Source organism: Catenuloplanes atrovinosus (assembly GCF_031458235.1).
GTDB classification, from domain to species: domain Bacteria; phylum Actinomycetota; class Actinomycetes; order Mycobacteriales; family Micromonosporaceae; genus Catenuloplanes; species Catenuloplanes atrovinosus.
Map to the genome: position 1 here is coordinate 3184785 of NZ_JAVDYB010000001.1, position 15652 is coordinate 3200436.

16 protein-coding genes are annotated in these 15652 nt (G+C 74.5%); 10 read left to right on the forward strand and 6 right to left on the reverse strand.

Annotation, left to right across the window (positions count from 1 at the left end; genetic code table 11):
- Positions 1-66: 66 nt before the first annotated feature.
- The 4 genes from J2S41_RS14270 (at position 67) to J2S41_RS14285 (ending at position 3945) form a co-directional block, all read left to right on the forward strand.
- Complete coding sequence (locus J2S41_RS14270; protein WP_310367868.1) at positions 67-1317, forward strand: saccharopine dehydrogenase family protein; 1251 nt, start codon at positions 67-69, stop codon at positions 1315-1317.
- 372 nt (positions 1318-1689) lie between these two features.
- The gene (locus J2S41_RS14275) at positions 1690-2235 is read left to right on the forward strand and encodes an alpha/beta hydrolase (RefSeq protein ID WP_310367871.1); all 546 of its coding nucleotides are present in this window, start codon (positions 1690-1692) and stop codon (positions 2233-2235) included.
- On the forward strand, positions 2232-2732 hold the full coding sequence (locus tag J2S41_RS14280; protein ID WP_310367873.1) for an HAD domain-containing protein: 501 nt from the start codon (positions 2232-2234) through the stop codon (positions 2730-2732). Before J2S41_RS14275 ends, J2S41_RS14280 begins: the two co-directional genes overlap by 4 nt.
- Positions 2733-2787: 55 nt before the next feature.
- Positions 2788-3945: an EAL and HDOD domain-containing protein gene (locus tag J2S41_RS14285; protein WP_310367876.1), complete on the forward strand. Its 1158-nt coding sequence runs from the start codon at positions 2788-2790 to the stop codon at positions 3943-3945.
- A 113-nt stretch (positions 3946-4058) separates the two neighbouring features.
- Here the strand turns inward: J2S41_RS14285 and J2S41_RS14290 are convergent, their stop codons facing one another.
- The 4 genes from J2S41_RS14290 to J2S41_RS14305 all read right to left on the reverse strand — a co-directional run bounded on the left by J2S41_RS14290 (position 4059) and on the right by J2S41_RS14305 (position 8390).
- Positions 4059-5189: an RNA polymerase sigma factor gene (locus J2S41_RS14290; protein WP_310367878.1), complete on the reverse strand. Its 1131-nt coding sequence runs from the start codon at positions 5187-5189 to the stop codon at positions 4059-4061.
- Complete coding sequence (locus J2S41_RS14295) at positions 5186-5593, reverse strand: YciI family protein (protein WP_310367881.1); 408 nt, start codon at positions 5591-5593, stop codon at positions 5186-5188. The genes J2S41_RS14290 and J2S41_RS14295 overlap by 4 nt, the downstream gene beginning before the upstream one ends.
- Positions 5594-5699: 106 nt before the next feature.
- Positions 5700-6743: a Dyp-type peroxidase gene (locus J2S41_RS14300; protein WP_310367883.1), complete on the reverse strand. Its 1044-nt coding sequence runs from the start codon at positions 6741-6743 to the stop codon at positions 5700-5702.
- Between the two features lie 84 nt (positions 6744-6827).
- Positions 6828-8390: a hypothetical protein gene (locus J2S41_RS14305; RefSeq protein ID WP_310367885.1), complete on the reverse strand. Its 1563-nt coding sequence runs from the start codon at positions 8388-8390 to the stop codon at positions 6828-6830.
- A gap of 382 nt (positions 8391-8772) precedes the next feature.
- On the opposite strand from J2S41_RS14305, the gene J2S41_RS14310 reads away from it, so the two are divergent.
- The 6 genes from J2S41_RS14310 (at position 8773) to sodN (ending at position 12510) form a co-directional block, all read left to right on the forward strand.
- The gene (locus J2S41_RS14310; RefSeq protein WP_310367887.1) at positions 8773-9657 is read left to right on the forward strand and encodes a LysR family transcriptional regulator; all 885 of its coding nucleotides are present in this window, start codon (positions 8773-8775) and stop codon (positions 9655-9657) included.
- Between the two features lie 79 nt (positions 9658-9736).
- Entirely contained in the window at positions 9737-10552 is an 816-nt protein-coding gene (locus J2S41_RS14315) for an SDR family NAD(P)-dependent oxidoreductase (RefSeq protein ID WP_310367890.1), read from the forward strand.
- A 253-nt stretch (positions 10553-10805) separates the two neighbouring features.
- Positions 10806-11138, forward strand: coding sequence for a TSUP family transporter (locus J2S41_RS14320; protein ID WP_310367893.1), 333 nt, complete (start codon positions 10806-10808; stop codon positions 11136-11138).
- A 114-nt stretch (positions 11139-11252) separates the two neighbouring features.
- Entirely contained in the window at positions 11253-11510 is a 258-nt protein-coding gene (locus J2S41_RS14325) for a YbaB/EbfC family nucleoid-associated protein (RefSeq protein ID WP_310367895.1), read from the forward strand.
- Positions 11511-11597: 87 nt separating this feature from the next.
- Positions 11598-12104, forward strand: coding sequence for a flavin reductase family protein (locus J2S41_RS14330; RefSeq protein WP_310367897.1), 507 nt, complete (start codon positions 11598-11600; stop codon positions 12102-12104).
- Between the two features lies 1 nt (position 12105).
- The gene (gene sodN / locus J2S41_RS14335) at positions 12106-12510 is read left to right on the forward strand and encodes a superoxide dismutase, Ni (protein WP_310367899.1); all 405 of its coding nucleotides are present in this window, start codon (positions 12106-12108) and stop codon (positions 12508-12510) included.
- 55 nt (positions 12511-12565) lie between these two features.
- Here the strand turns inward: sodN and J2S41_RS14340 are convergent, their stop codons facing one another.
- Together J2S41_RS14340 and J2S41_RS14345 are read right to left on the reverse strand one after the other, a co-directional pair.
- On the reverse strand, positions 12566-14377 hold the full coding sequence (locus tag J2S41_RS14340) for a sulfite exporter TauE/SafE family protein (protein ID WP_310367903.1): 1812 nt from the start codon (positions 14375-14377) through the stop codon (positions 12566-12568).
- Positions 14374-15651, reverse strand: a complete 1278-nt coding sequence (locus J2S41_RS14345; protein ID WP_310367906.1) for a tetratricopeptide repeat protein — start codon at positions 15649-15651, stop codon at positions 14374-14376. The genes J2S41_RS14340 and J2S41_RS14345 overlap by 4 nt, the downstream gene beginning before the upstream one ends.
- Between the last annotated feature and the right edge of the window lies 1 nt (position 15652).

The window sequence follows — 15652 nt, forward strand, 5'->3', positions numbered from 1 at the left end:
GGGACGCGTTTGATCAGCGGCGGGGCCCCACAACATTGACGTGAGCTGGATTGGAGTCTCTCCCCCATGCGAGTCCTGCTGATGGGTGCAGGCGGTGTCGGAACGGCGATCACCCGAATCGCCGCCCGGCGACAGTTTTTCGACGAGATGGTCGTGGCCGACTACGACCTCGCCCGCGCGCAGGCCGCCGTCACCGCGGTCCGCGACCCCCGGTTCCGCGCCGAGCGGGTGGACGCCGCCGACCCCGCGGCGATCACCGCGCTGATCCGGCGCACCGGCGCCGGCGTGGTGCTGAACGCGGTCGACCCGCGCTTCGTCATGCCGATCTTCGAGGCGGCCCGCGCGGCCGGCGTGACCTACCTGGACATGGCCATGTCGCTGTCCCGGCCGCACCCGGACGCGCCCTACGCGCAGTGCGGCGTGAAGCTCGGCGACGACCAGTTCGCGCAGTCCGAGGCGTGGGCCCGCGACGGCCGCCTCGCGCTGGTCGGCATGGGCGTCGAGCCCGGCCTGTCCGACGTGTTCGCCCGGCACGCGGCGGACGCGCTGTTCGACGAGATCGACGAGATCGGCGTCCGCGACGGCGCCAACCTCACCGTGGACGGCCACGAGTTCGCGCCGTCGTTCAACATCTGGACCACCATCGAGGAGTGCCTGAACCCGCCGGTGGTCTGGGAGTCCGGCCGCGGCTGGTTCACCACCGCGCCGTTCAGCGAGCCGGAGGTCTTCGACTTCCCCGAGGGCATCGGCCCGGTCCAGTGCGTCAACGTGGAGCACGAGGAGGTGCTGCTCATCCCGCGCTGGGTCCCGGCCCGCCGGGTCACGTTCAAGTACGGCCTGGGCGAGGAGTTCATCCGCACGCTCCGCACGCTGCACCAGATCGGCCTCGACCGCACCGACGCGATCATCGTCCCCGGCCCCACCGGCCCGGTCACCGTCTCCCCGCGCGACGTGGTCGCCGCCACGCTCCCCGACCCCGCCACGCTCGGCGCCCGCATGCGCGGCAAGACCTGCGCCGGCACCTGGGTCCGCGGCACCCGCGACGGCGCACCGCGCGAGGTCTACCTCTACCACGTGGTCGACAACGAGTGGTCGATGGCCGAGTACGGCTGCCAGGCCGTCGTCTGGCAGACCGCGATCAACCCGGTCGTCGCGCTGGAACTGCTGGCCACCGGCGCCTGGTCCGGCACCGGCGTCCTCGGCCCCGAGGCCTTCCCGGCCCGCCCGTTCCTCGACCTCCTCACCGCCTACGGCTCCCCGTGGGGCATGCGCGAGCTGACCCCGGCGGCGCTTCCCGCCGGCCTCCAGGCGGCATGACCGGCCACGCGGCACCGTCCGGCTCTCGCACGGTGCCGCGTCCCGCGCACACCTGTCCCGATCTTCCCGCTCCCGGCGTGGTGCGGCCCACGTGCCCCGCGACCCCGATGTCCCCGCTCCCGGCGTGGTCCCGGCCCACCGACTCCCACGGGCACCAAGCCCAAGATCCATGTTTCCCGCTCCCGGCGTGGTCGCGGCCCGCATGCTCCCGCGGGCCAACCTCGCGCCGGCTCCGCCGCCGCTCCGCCGTCGCATCGGAGCCGGTCCCGCCGCTGGTCACCCCCACCCCCGCGAGGCCCGCCGCCGCTCACCACCCACGCGCGACCGGAAATCGGGGATCGCCGAAGCGCACCGGCCCACTACAGTCGGCGCATGGCCGACGCACTGGTGATACCCGGGGGCCGGTACGGGTCGACGACCGGGATGCTGCTCTACGCCGGCGACGTGGCGGAGCGCCGCGGCGCCACCGTGCACCGCCACACCTGGACCGGCGCCCCTCCGGACCCGGAGCGGGCCACCGTCGAGACCTGGGTGCACGGCGAGATCGCCGCCACGCTCGACGCCATGACCGAGCCGCTGCTGATCGGGAAGTCGCTCGGCAGCAACGCCGCCGCGGTGGCCGCCGACCGGGGGCTGCCCGCGATCTGGCTCACCCCACTCCTGTTCCACCCGTGGGTCGTCGCGGCGCTGGAGCGGACCACCGCACCGTTCCTGCTGGTCGGCGGCACCGCCGACCCGTGCTGGGACACGGCGGTCGCGCACCGGCTCACCCCGCGCGTGGTGGAGATCGAGGGCGGCGACCACGGCCTGTACGTCCCGGGACCGCTCAGCGAGACGCTGGACGCGCTGGCCCGCGTCGTCACCGAGGCCGACCGCTTCCTCGCCGAGATCGGCTGGCCGGGAGCGACCGGGGCATGACCGCGCCGGTCTGGCTGCTGGACGTGGACGGCGTGATCAACGCGAAGCGCCCTGGCTGGGGTGGGCCGCCGCTGCGCCGCGAGGTCTACTCCGCCGAGGACGACTACGCCTATCCGATCCGGTTCGCACCCGCGCTGATCGTGCGGATCAAGGAGCTGATCAAGGCGGAGGCGGTCGAGGTGCGCTGGTGCACGACGTGGTGTCCGGAGGCGTACCGGCTGGAACGGCTCTGGTCCCTGCCGCCGCTGGGCTCCGCGCTCACCCGGAGGCCGCTGCCGCGCGGGGCGGAGTGCTGGCCGCTGAAGCTGGCGGCGGCGCGTGACGTGGTGCACACCGAGGGGCGGCGGCTGATCTGGACCGACGACGAGGCGCTGCCGCCGCCGGGGCCGGACCGGGACGCGCTCACCGCGGACGGGCGCGGGCTGCTGATCGCGCCGGACTCGCGGCGCGGGCTTCAGCCGGAGCACCTGGACGAGATCGCGCGGTTCGTTCGGTAGCGGGGACGGTGCGGGAAAGGTTCAGCTCCGGGAGCGGGCCGCCGATACAGCGGCCATGTCCAACTCCCCGGAAGGTGCGCGCGCCGCGCGGACCGTACACGTGGGCCGCCAGGCGGTCCTCGACCGCAAGCGGGCGGTCATCGGTCACGAGCTGCTGTTTCGCCGCGACTCGGCGTCGCTGGAGGCCACCCACCGTGACTCCGGCGCGACCAGCCAGGTGATCGTCACCTCGATCACGGACATCGGGCTGGAGTCGCTGGGTGGCGGCGCGCGATGCTTCCTGAACCTGACCCGCGAGTTCGTCACCGGTGAGCTGCCGCTGCCGTTCGGGCCGGACAAGGTGGTCCTGGAGATCCTGGAGACCATCGACGTGGACGACTCGGTCGTCGACGGCGTGCGCCGGCTGGTCAACGACGGCTACGAGGTGGCGCTGGACGACTTCGTGCCCGGCACCGGGGCGGACCGGCTGCTGCCGCTGGCCGCCTACGTGAAGGTCGACGTGCTGGAGTCGACGCGCGACGAGATCCTCGAGACGCTGGCGCTGTGCCGCACGTACCCGCAGATCACGGTCATCGCGGAACGCGTCGAGAACGCGGAGCACATGGAGTTCGCGCTGGCCGCGGGCTTCGACGGCTTCCAGGGCTACGCGATCTCCCGCCCCGAGGTGGTCTCCGCCGCCGCGCTGCCCGCGCCGCGGCTGCGCGGCATGGAACTGCTCGGCATGCTGGTCGACAACAACCTGCCCCCGTCGCAGGTCAACTCGCTGATCACGTCCGACGCCACGCTCTCGGTGCGCATGCTGGCCGCCGCGAACGCGGACCCGCTGGGCCTTCCGGTGCAGGTCAAGTCCGTGCAGGAGGCGATCCTGCTGCTCGGCGAGGACCGGCTGCGCGACTGGACCACGCTGATGCTGGCCGGCGACACCGTCGGTGACGAGAACGTGCTGCGCCAGACGCCGGCCGGGCTCGGCCGCGCCCGGATGGCCCAGAACCTCGCCCGCCGCCTGAATCTGCCCGCGGACGAGGCGTTCGTGGTCGGCCTGGTCTCCTCCGCCGCGGAGGCGCTCGGCACGCCCACCGCGGAGCTGGCGCCCCGCCTCTCCCTCAACGCGGAACTCACGGACGCGCTCACCGAGGGCACCGGCGCGCTCGGCAACCTGCTCGGCCTGATCACGGCGTACGAGGTCATCGACCCGCCGAGACACGATCAATAACCTCATGTACCCGCTTCCGGCGTGGCCGCCGGCCGCATGCTCCCGCGGGCACCGGTCGGCCGTGGCCGGCCTTCCTGTCAGATCCGTGGCCGGTCACCACGACCCGAGCTGGTTCATCGGGTGTTGAGGCGGGCGGCCTGGCGGGTCAGGTGGTCGCGTTCGGCCAGGTTCGTGGCCTTGCGCGCGGCCTCCGCGTAGAGCCGCGCGGCCGTGGCCGGGTCCCCGGCACGCTCGTGCAGGTACGCCGCCGCCGCGGTGTGCCGGGGCAGCGACGGGTCCAGTTCCGCCAGCGCGGCCAGGCCGGCGTGCGGGCCGTCCGCCTCGCCGAGCGCCACCGCGCGGTTGAGCAGCACGACCGGGCTGTCCGTCAGGCGCACCAGCTCGTCGTACCACTCGAGGATTTGGATCCAGTCGGTCTCCGCGGCCGTGGGCGCGTCCGCGTGCAGCGCCGCGATCGCGGCCTGCGCCTGGAACTCGCCCAGCCGGTCCCGGGCGAGCGCGGCCTGCAGGATCTCCACCCCCTCGGCGATCATGGCGGTGTCCCACCGGCCGCGGTCCTGCTCGGCGAGCGGCACCAGGCCGCCGTCCGGCGCGGTCCGCGACGCGTGCCGTGCGTGGTGCAGCAGCATCAACGCGAGCAGGCCGGACACCTCCGGATGGCCGGACACGGCCGCGAGCTGCCGGGTCAGCCGGATCGCCTCGGCCGCGAGGTCCACGTCGCCGGAGTAGCCCTCGTTGAAGACCAGGTAGAGCACGCGCAGCACGGTGGCGACGTCGCCCGGCTGGTCGAACCGCACGCCCGCGACCGTGCGCTTGGCCCGGCTGATCCGCTGCGCCATGGTCGCCTCCGGCACCAGGTACGCCGCCGCGATCTGCCGCGTGGTCAGGCCGCCGACCGCGCGCAGCGTGAGCGCGACCGCGGAGGACGGCGTCAGCGACGGGTGCGCGCACAGGAAGTACAGCCGCAGCGTGTCGTCGGTCGCGGACGCCGGGCCGGGCGGCGGTTCCGCGTCGATCACGTCCTCGCGCCGGCGGCGGGCCGCGTCCGCCCTGGTCGCGTCCACGAACCGGCGCCACGCCACGGTGACCAGCCAGCCCTTCGGGTCGCGCGGCGGGTCGTCCGGCCACACCCGTACCGCCTCGACCAGCGCGTCCTGGACCGCGTCCTCGGCCGCCGCGAAGTCGGCTCCGCGGCGGACGAGGATGCCGATCACGGCCGGGACGAGGCTCCGGATCTCGTTCACTCGGTGATCAGCGGCGGCGCGGCCAGGAACGGGCGCACCTCCAGCCACTCGTGGATCGGCCGGCCACCGGCACCCGGCGCGGCGGACAGCTCACCGGCCAGCTCGATCGCGCGCTCGTGGCTGTCCACATCGATCACCATCCAGCCGGCGATCAGGTCCTTGGTCTCGGCGAACGGCCCGTCCGTCACCGGCGGGCGGCCCTCCCCGTCGTACCGCACCCACTCGCCCTCCGGCGCGAGCGCGCTCTCGGTGACGAACTCACCGGTCCGCTCCAGCCGGCGCGCGAAGTCCCGCATGTAGGTCACGTGCGCGGAGATCTCCTCCGGTGTCCATTTCTCCATCGGTACGTCGTTCACCGCCGCAGGCGCGCCGCGGTAGTGCTTGAGCAGCAGGTACTTGGCCATGACGTCTCTCCTCGGTGCGGGTGCGACCCATTGTCGCCACATCCGCCCCGGGGACGGAGCCGCCCACCCGTTCTCGACATCCCCGGCCGATTCGTTTTCACCGGCGTCACGCCAGCATGGCCTCGCCGATGAAGTCCCCGCCGCCGGGCGGCACGAAGTAGTAGCCGCCGCCGAAGGTCCGCACGTACCGCTCCAGCGCCTCGCCGGCCAGCCGGCGCTGCACCGTGGCGAAGCCGAGTTCCAGGTCGCGCTGGAAGCAGACGAAGATCTGGCCGACGTCCGCCGGGTCGCGGCGGTAGGCGTGGCCGCGGCGCAGAATCCGGCGTTCCCGGCCGGCCCGCGGGTACGCGCGGCGGATGTGCGCGTCGAGCGGGATGACGGCGCCGTCCGGGTCGGCCGCGAACTCGACCACCGCGTCCGGCGCGGTGCGGCCGAGCGGCGCGCCGGTGTCCTTGTGCCGGCCGATGACCCGCTCCTGGACGTGTGCCGGCTCCGCCTCCCAGGCCGGCACGGCCAGCCGGATCAGCCGGACGACCTGGTACGTGCCGCCCGCGCACCAGGCCGGTTCGTCGTCGCCGGGCTGCACCCACACGCACCGGTCCATCAGCTCCGCGTTCGCCGTGTCCGGGTTCCCGGCGCCCTCGGTGAACCCGAACGGGTTCCGGTCCCGCTGCGTGCCGGCCAGCCGCCAGCGCGGCGTGAGGTGCGGCAGCGGCCGGGCGAGCACCGCGTCGATCCGCTCCCGGGTGTCCGCGCCGACCTGCACCAGCAGGTCACCGTGGCACCACCGGGCGTCCAGCACGTCGGCGCGGAACGGCGGCATCCGGGTCAGCCGGCGCGGGCGCGCCAGTCCGAACGGCCGGTCGAACAGCGACGCGCCCACCGCGACCGTCACGGTGACGCCGGCGGCCGGCACGCTCAGCGCGCGCAGCGCCTCGGCGAGTGCGTCCCGGTCCGGCGCGGTCACGTCGAACGCCACGAACTCCGTCTCCGCGGCGGGCGGCGTCACCACGCCGGGCTGGCGCGCCACGGCCGGCGGCACCGCCACGGCCGGCGGTTCCGGCGCCGCCGCGGGCGTGGCGCAGCCCGCGAGCCCGGCGAGGCCCACGCCCGCACCGCCGAGGAGCAGCGCGCGCCTGTCGACGTGCACGGTGGTCTCCTTCCCGAACGGAACACGGATCGCCGCCGCGCCGGTCACGATCGCGACCGGCGCGGCGGTTGACGCAGGAGCGGGTCAGCGGCCGAGGACGTACAGCTCGCCGTTGTTCTGGGCGTAGACCCGGCCGCGCGGGTCGAGCGACACCGGTGTGTACGCCGACGCGATGGTCTTGGACAGGAACACCTTGTCGCGCAGGTTGCCCCGGCTGTCGACCACGTAGAAGTGACCGTCCGCGGAGAGGCCGTAGACCGTGCCGTCCCGGTCGACCGCGGGCGCGCTGATGCACCACTCGAAGCCGTGCGGGTGGTTGCCCTCGTCGACGCAGCTCACCGTGCCGTCGGGCAGCCGCTCACAGCTCCGGGTCTCGGTGCTGGCGTACGACCACTCGCGCTTCAGGTCCGCGTCCAGCCGGGTGAGGTTGTACGGCCCGGCCTCGTAGTTCAGGTCCTTGATGTACAGCGAGTACGTGCCGTCGTGGCGGTGCACGGCCGGCGTGATGTCCCAGCCGTAGTCGAAGTTCGTCACGTACCGTCCGGCGTGGTCGAACTTCATCAGGTGCCCGCGGCGGCCGTTGTAGACGTTCCGGGTGCCGTAGAGGATGCTCCCGTCGGGCAGCACCACCGGGGACGCCGTGCTGCCGTCGTCCACGCCCGCGGCCGGCTGCTCGTTGGTGTACGGATCGACGCCGAACGCCGCGCCCGGCCGGCAGTCGAACTGGCCGTCGCCGTACGGGACCAGCACGCCGCAGCCGTCGTTGAGGATGCCGCGCAGCGAGGTGGCCCACTTGAGCGTCAGGTCCGGCTTGAGCGCGACCACGTACCCGTAGTTGCGCCCGCCGCGCCGGTTGTGCGCGCGGGTGACCGTGTAGACCGTGCCGTCCGCCGCGACGGCCGGCGCGAGGCTGATCGCGGCGCGCTGCGACAGGCACGGCGACCGCACCGGCATCGTCGGCGAGCCGTCCGGTTGCGGGGGCGGCGGGAACGGCATCTCGCCGGTGAACTCCTCGTAACAGAGGTCCGTGGCCTTCGGCGCGCCCGGCACGAGCGTCCGGTAGTCCACCATGCTGATCTTCTGGTCCCGGGTGACGCGCACCAGCCAGCCGTGCACGTCCTCCAGCCCGTCCGGCCGGGTCTCGCTGCGCACCACGTTGTAGAAGAGCGTGCCGTGCGCGTCCAGCGTGAGCCCGCCGGAGGTGAATGCGGCCGGGTCGACCGTACCGCCGAAGGGGTTGATCCGCCGGAGCACCCGGCCGGTGCTCTTGGCGACCTGGAAGACGGTGCCGCCCGCGCCGGGCACGTAGAGCACGTCGCCGCTCATCGCGGACTGGAACAGGCTCTCCCGGCCGTAGATCCGGCTCGGCTTCCAGTCGGACGTGAACGACCAGGTCGGCAGCAGCCGGTCACCCTTCCAGCGCGCGGCCTGCACCGACCACGTCTGCCGCTCCAGGTTGCCGATGCTGTTGCCGCACGGGGCCGGCGTGCCCGAGCCGGGCGCGTCGCAGTTGACGTACTCGCCGCCCTTGCGCAACACGAACACGTTTCCGTCGCCGTCGGTCAGCGGCGTGGGAAGGTGCACCGGAATGTAGCCGCCGAACTGCGACTCGGCGGCCTCCTGCTCCGCGAACGGGTCCACCACCATGCGCGCGAGCATTCGCAGATCACGCTGACCCGGCGCACAGGACCGCCCGGTGTGCGCGGCGTTCTGCCCCCACTGCGTCCAGTCGCAATCAGGCTTTCTCTCGGTGGTGGCGACCGGAGGGACCAGGGACATCACCGTGGCGGCGACAACAGCGAGGCGCAGCAACATGTCAATGTCCTCCGCGGTAATACGCTATTCGATCATTCATTGCGCCAGATTACCGACGCGCGGAGATGTCCAGACCGATCGAGAATGGACAATGCGCGGCAATACGCGAGTGTCCAACCGTCCGCATTGCGTGGCTGGACGTCGTCGCTTACGGTGCCGGGGCGGGCCGCCGCGTGTCGTGATGCGTTGAACGCATGACGGGTACGCTTCCGGCGTGGTCCCCGATCTGGATCTGCGCCTGGTCCGGTACTTCACCGTGGTCGCCGAGCGGCTCAACTTCGCGCGCGCGGCCGAGGAACTGCGGGTCGCCCAGCCCTCGCTGAGCCGGCAGATCCAGCGCCTCGAGGACGCGCTCGGCGTGCGCCTGCTGGAGCGCTCCACCCAGGGCAGCCGGCTCACCGCGGCCGGCGCGGCGTTCCTGCCGCGGGCGCAGCGGCTGCTGCACGCGGCCGAGCAGTCCGTGCTCACCGCGCGCGCCGCGGCACCGGCACGGACGATCACCATCGGCTACGCGGACGATCTGATCATCACCACGGCGGTGCGGGACCTGCGTCACCGGTTCCCGGAGGCGCACGTCCGGGTCCGTCACCTCGGCACCCGCGACGCCGGCACGCTGGCGGCCCGGCAGGTCGACGCGCTGGTCGCCCGCACGCCGCTGCCGGTCCCGGCCGGCGACCTCGAGGTGACGGTCCTCTACGACGAGCCCCGGGTCCTGGTCGTGCCCGCCACGCACCGGCTCGCCGGCAAGGAGTCGGTCACGACCGCCGACCTCGCCGCCGAACCGCTCGTCGGCTGCACCGGCATGGGCGGCGACTGGACCGCGTTCTGGCGGCTCGAACCGCGCGCGGACGGCGCGCCCGCCCCGCTCGGCGCCACGCTGGCCGACACCTACGACGACAAGCTGGAGGCCGTCGCGGACGGCGACGCCGTGGCCCTGGTCCCGGCCGGCGACCGGCGCTTCACGCTGCGCCCCGATCTGGTCACGGTGCCCGTCGAGGACCTCGAGCCGTGCCAGGTCGTGGTCGCCACCCGCGCCGGGGACGCCGACCCGCTGGTCGCCGAGTTCGTCCGCTCCGCGCGGAACCTGCTCGCCCGCTGACGCCGTTATGCGTCCCGCGCATGACGGGTTGCGAAACGGATCTTGGACACGGACCGCCCGCGGGCCGTCGACTGGACACATGATCGTCGACTACCGCTCACAGACCGTCCTGCTCACCGGCGCCGGCTCCGGAATCGGCGCCGCCTTCGCCCGCGCGCTGGCCGCCCGCGGCGCGAGCCTGGTGCTCGTCGCACGCCGCGCCGACCGGCTGGAATCCCTCGCGGGCGAGCTGCGCCGCACCACCGGGGCCCGGATCGAGACGATCCCGGCGGACCTGTCCGACCCGGGCGCCGCGAGCGCACTGCGCCGGGCCGTCGCGGACCGCGGGCTCCACGTCACCAGCCTGATCAACAACGCCGCGATCGGGTCGTTCACGACGTTCGCCGAGGCCGACCCCGGGCAGCTGGCCGCCGAGATCGCGATCGACGCCGCCGCACCGGTGCAGGTGACGGCCGCGTTCCTGCCGCAGCTGGTGAGCGAGGGCAACGGCTTCGTGATCAACGTCGCGGGCGTGACCGGCTACCTGCCGTCGCCGCGGATGGCCGTCTACAGCGCCACGAAGGCATTCGTGCTCAGCTTCACCGAATCCCTGTGGACCGAACTCCGCGGCACCGGCCTCACCGTCTTCGCCGTCTCCCCCGGCGCCACCGCCACCGCGTTCACGGACGGCATGGGCCCGGACGCGGCCGTGCTCACCGCCGGCGGCGTCCGCCGCCCGGAGGACGTGGTCACCACCGCGCTGCGCCACCTCGGCCGCCGCGACCCCGGCCCCACGGTCATCGACGGCCCCGCCAACCGGCTCCTCGTCACGATGAGCCGCGTCATGAGCCGCCGCCGGTCCGCCCACCTGATGTCCCGCATCTTCGACCCCACCCGCGTCCGCCCCACCCGGTGACCACCCCGCGTTCCCGGCCACTCGCCGCCCGCGCGGCCGGGAGCTGACCGGCGGCGCCACCGGCCCCGGACCGCTCGCCGACCACCCGCGGCCGGAAGATGAGCGGCGGCGGAACCCGCGGTTCGCGGTGACCAGCGGCGTGACCGGCTCCGATGCGGCGGCGGAGCGGCGGCGGAGCCGCCGCGAGGTTGGCCCGCGGGAGCATGCGGAGCGCGGGCGGGCCGGAAGCGGGAACATCGGGGTCCGGGGTTCGATGACGGATGCCGACGTCTCGATCAACTACGGTGGCGGCGTGATCGAGGCGCTCGCCGTCCTGGCCGCCGGCTTCCGGGCCGGGATGATCAACGTGGTGGTGGGCTCCGGGACCCTGGTCACGTTCCCCACGCTGCTGTTCTTCGGATATCCGCCGCTGGTCGCGAACATCGTCAACAACCTCGGCCCGGTCGGCGGCGGGATCACCGGCACGCTCGGGTACCGCCGCGAGCTGTCCGCGCACGCGCCCGTGCTCCGCCGCCTGCTGCCCGCGTCGCTGGCGGGCGGCCTGATGTCGGCCGGATGCCGCCGCCGCTCGCGATGCGCACGCTGATCGTGGTGATCGGCCTGACCGCCATCGCCAAGCTGGTGTTTTTTCCATAGACGCCCTTGCATGCGCGTGGTCGAATGGCATGGTACGCCGACGACCACGACGGGGGGAGTGGTGATGGCGATCGACTATCGGGAGGGCCGAGGCCAGGCACTGGACGGGCTGGTCACGGTGACCGCGGGCCGGGACGGGCGGATCACCGGCATCCAGCTCGACCCACGGCTGCGCCGCCTGCACATCGACGAGATGGCCGCCGCGGTGATGGCCGCCGCGAACGCCGCGCTCGACGCCGCCGAGCCGGATCCGCACGCGGACGAGATGGCCCGGTTCACCGGTGCGCTGACCGAGGCGCTCAACCGGCTCGGCCGGCCGTGACGACGGTCTCGCGCGTCCGGTTGACCTGAAGGGAGGTTTAAGTTCTACCGTTCTCCGGAGCACAACCCGCGGCGAACGAGGAACCACGTGACCACCAGCGACATCGACATCGGCCTGTCCACCCGGTTCCGGGAAGCGTTCCGCTGCTATCCGACCGGCGTGGCGCTGATCGCCGCCGCCGGCCCGGACGGGCCCGCCGGCCTGACCGCGTCCAGCGTCTCGTCCGTGTCCGTGGCGCCGCCGGCGCTGTCGTTCTCCGTGATGGGCTCGCCGTCCGCGCGGGTCGTCACGGACGCGAGCGCGTTCGTGGTGCACCTGCTCGGGCCCGCGCACGCGGCCGTCGCCCGGGACTTCGCGCGCCCGGGCGCGCCGCGGTTCACGCCGGAGCAGGGCTGGGACACACTGCCCACCGGCGAGCCGCTGCTGCGCGGCGCCCAGGCCGCGCTCCGCTGCCGTCCGCTGCACCTGCTGCCGGTCGGCACGTCCACCGTCGTGGTCGCCGAGGTCGTCGACATCTCGCTCGGCCCGGACGGCGACCGCCTGATTCACCACGACCGTACGTTCAGCACGGTCACCGCCCCGAAAGGACACTGAGTTGCGTCTCCCGCGTTTCCTCACGCCCACCACCGTCGCCAGCGCGCACTGCGACCTGCCGTGCGGCGTGTACGACCCGGCACAGGCCCGCATCGAGGCCGAGTCGGTCAAGGCGATCTGCGAGAAGTACCAGGCCAATCAGGACCCGGAGTTCCGCACCCGGGCTCTGATCATCAAGGAGCAGCGGGCCGAGCTGGTCAAGCACCACCTGTGGGTGCTCTGGACGGATTACTTCAAGGCCCCGCACTTCGAGAAGTACCCGCAGTTGCACGCGCTGTTCAACGAGGCCACCAAGCTGGCCGGCGCGAGCGGCGCCAAGGGCTCCGCGGACCCGGCGGTCGCGGACCGGCTGCTCCAGAAGATCGAGGAGATCTCGACGATCTTCTGGGAGACGAAGCAGGCCTGATCCCCGCGGGCGCGACGGCACCGGCGGTCGGTCCACCGGCGCCGTCGCGCCCCGGTCACACCATCGCCGCCGCCCGCGCGGCCATGCCCAGGCCGACGATCATCACCAGCACCGCGGTGCCGCGCGGTGCCAGCCGGGGCAGCCACCGCACCGCGCGCGGCAGCCGGGGAAGCCGGCCGAGCCGGCGGCGGACCGCGGCGAGTGCCAGCCCGACCATCGTCAGCGTGGCCGCCATGCCGACGCCGTAGGCGACGACCAGCAGAACCCCGAACGCGGTACGGCCCAGCCCGATCGCGCCGAGCAGCACGACGACGGCACTCGGGCTCGGCACCAGCCCACCGGCGAGCCCGATCCCGGCCGGCCCGAGCGCCCCTCTCCCGCCGGCCGCTCCGTGATGGTGATGGTGATGCGCCCCGGCGGGCGCGGCCACCGGCGGTCCGGCCAGAACCGCGAGTCCACCGACCCCGGCACGGTGATCGGCGGGGCGCTCCTCCGCGTCGCCGTGGCTCTTTCCCGGGCCACCGGCCTGGTGCGCGCGCCCGTCGGAACCGTGCCAGTGGCGGCCGTTGTTGGTCATGCGCCCGTCGGGGCCGTCCACGTGACCGCCGAGGTTCGGCGTGCGCCCCTCGGAGCCGTCCACCTGGCCGCTGAGGTTGGGTGTGTGCTGGTCAGGGCCGTGCCAGTGGCCGCCGGTATTGGGCGGGTGCCCGTCGGGGCCGTCCGACTCGTGCAGGTGCCGGCCGAGATCAAGCCCGTGCCCGCCGGGGCCGTGCGGGTGCCCGTCCGGGCCATGGTGGTGACCGCCGAGGCGGTTCCGGAACATCCCGATCCCGACCGCGACCACGATCATGCCGCTGACCACGCCCAGGAAGCCGAGCACCCGCTCCCCCACCAGCGAGGTCGCGGACAGCAGCAGCCCCACCACCAGCACCGCACCGGTGTGCGACGCCGTCACGGCCAGCACGACCGCGCCACCGTCCCGCCAGCGCCGCGCCCGCCCGGCCCGGAGCCGCGCCCATCGCGCCCGCACTCCGGTGCCGCCGGAAGCGGCACGTCCGCCGGCGCGGGAGGCGCTCCCGCCGTCGGCCCACAGGGCGCCCGAGCCGAGCGCGTAACCCGCCATGACCAGCTTCCCGTGGCCCGGCAGGGCCGCGTGACCGGCGCCGAGGGCCAGCGCCAGCAGCACCGCCAGCACGCCCACCACCGGCGTCAGCCGCCCGGCGGCGAGCCGCTGGAACGCGGCCTCCGCGGCGGCGGCCCACTCCCCGAGCGGCCCCGCACCCGCCGGCACCACCGCGGAGATCGGCGCCGCCGACCCGGGCTGGACCCGCAGCACCGCCGACCGCACGGACGGGGAGGCGGCCAGCGGGTCCACCGGATAGGACCGCAGCACGTCGCTCGCGCTGGCCGCGGGCACCGGCGGGTCCACCAGCCGTACCCCGTCCACCGCGATCGCGGTGAGCTCGTGCCAGCCGACGCGCTCCGGCGCGTACCCGTTGATGATCTCGATCTGGGAGACCGCCCGGACCGGCGCGCTCAGCGAGCAGGTCAGCCGGCTGGTCCGCAGCCCGCCGTCGCCGGGGCGGTACTCGAACCCGCGCGGCGCCACCTCCCACCCGACCGCCGTGCCGTCGACGCGCAGCGTGATCGCGGACGCGAACTCGGCGCACCCGGGCGCGTCGCCGCGCAGCGTCGGCAGCTCGGCCAGGTCGAGCACGGCCAGCGCCTCGACCCGGTCCGGCCGGACGGTGAGACCCACGTACTGGTTGGTGGACAGGTTCCCGAGCGGGTGCGCCGCGGCCGGCGCCGCCGGCCACAGCAGCACCGCGATCAGGCCCGCCACCAGCGCGGACACCCGCCGGCTCACGCGGTCACGCCCAGCAGCCGGCGCGCGTCCGCGGCGCCGGACGGCGAGAAGTGCGGGTTGCGGGACAGCGCCTCCCCGAGGTGCCCGCGCCAGGCCGGATCGCCGAGCGCGTGCGCGATGACGCCGAGGTGATAGAGGTGCGACGCGGGCCGCGCGCCGCCCGCCAGCGCGGCCCTGGCCAGCGGCAACGCCTCCGCGTCGCGCCCGGCCGCGTGCAGCGACCAGGCGTAGGCGTCGATCACGTCCGGGTGCCGCCGCCGGTCGTACTCGGCGCGCGCCGCCGCGACCGCCGCGTCCGGGTCGCCGGCCGCGATCGCCAGCGACGCGCCGGTGATGCCGTCCACGCCGCCGTTCGCGGTGAACAGCCCGTGCTGCGCCGTCGCCAGCGCCACCTGCGCCGCGGCCTCGTCGTCCCGGCCGAGCGCGCGCAGCAGGTCCGCGTGCTCCAGCAGGTTCCCGGCCTCGGGCGGCAGCGCCGCCCAGATCTTCAGGGCCTCGACGGTACGCCCCTGCGCCGCCAGCACCCGGGCCTGGCCCCGCCGGAGCGCCGCGGCGTGCGGGTCCGCCAGCAGCCCGGCCCGGTAGGCCGCGGACGCGCCGGCCAGGTCGCCGCGGTTCCACGCGAGGTCGCCGAGGTGCGCGTGGCAGAAGCCGAGGTCGGCCGGCGTGGTGGCGGCGGTCAGCGCGCGGCCCATCAGCTCGGCCGCGCCCGCGTCGTCGCCGCGAAGTTCCAGATCATAGGAGCCGCGCGCGTACGCCGAGAGTCCCGGCCGCAGGTCCAGCAGCCGCTGCACCGCCCCGGTCGCGGTGCCGGCCGGGCCGAGCTGGGTCAGCGCGTCCGCGAGCACCGCCTGCGCCGCCGCGTCGTGGCCGTCCAGCCGCAGCGCCTCGGTGGCCAGGTCGCGCGCGGCCGCGAAGTCGTGCCGCGCGTTGGCCAGCATCCCGTCCGCGACCAGCGCGTCCACGTTCCCGGCCGGGCGCAGCGCCCGGGAGCGGCGCACCGCCTCCTCCGCCCGTGCGTAGTCGCCCGGGTCGCCGGTGCCCCGCGCACGCTCGACGTGCAGCACGGCGAGGTGCGCCCAGGACGCCCAGTCCCCGGGCACCGACCGCAGCCGGTCCTGCGTCACCGCGATCGCGTCGGCCGGCGCGCCCCCGGTCGCGGTGACCGTCGCCGCCGCGTCCGGCCGGTGCGGCACCGCCGCGCCCGCGGTGAGCAGCACGGCCGCCGCGACCGTCAGCAGCGCGGCCCGCACCGGCCGCCTCCCGCCCGGCATC

Coding starts and splice junctions, on each gene's coding strand:
- J2S41_RS14325 (WP_310367895.1), top strand. CDS start 11,253: ATGGCGATCGACTATCGGGAGGGCCGAGGCCAGGCACTGGACGGGCTG.
- J2S41_RS14285 (WP_310367876.1), top strand. CDS start 2,788: ATGTCCAACTCCCCGGAAGGTGCGCGCGCCGCGCGGACCGTACACGTG.
- J2S41_RS14270 (WP_310367868.1), top strand. CDS start 67: ATGCGAGTCCTGCTGATGGGTGCAGGCGGTGTCGGAACGGCGATCACC.
- J2S41_RS14280 (WP_310367873.1), top strand. CDS start 2,232: ATGACCGCGCCGGTCTGGCTGCTGGACGTGGACGGCGTGATCAACGCG.
- J2S41_RS14295 (WP_310367881.1), bottom strand. CDS start 5,593: ATGGCCAAGTACCTGCTGCTCAAGCACTACCGCGGCGCGCCTGCGGCG.
- J2S41_RS14305 (WP_310367885.1), bottom strand. CDS start 8,390: ATGGTGGTGGACCCGTTCGCGGAGCAGGAGGCCGCCGAGTCGCAGTTC.
- J2S41_RS14275 (WP_310367871.1), top strand. CDS start 1,690: ATGGCCGACGCACTGGTGATACCCGGGGGCCGGTACGGGTCGACGACC.
- J2S41_RS14315 (WP_310367890.1), top strand. CDS start 9,737: ATGATCGTCGACTACCGCTCACAGACCGTCCTGCTCACCGGCGCCGGC.
- J2S41_RS14345 (WP_310367906.1), bottom strand. CDS start 15,651: ATGCCGGGCGGGAGGCGGCCGGTGCGGGCCGCGCTGCTGACGGTCGCG.
- J2S41_RS14320 (WP_310367893.1), top strand. CDS start 10,806: ATGACGGATGCCGACGTCTCGATCAACTACGGTGGCGGCGTGATCGAG.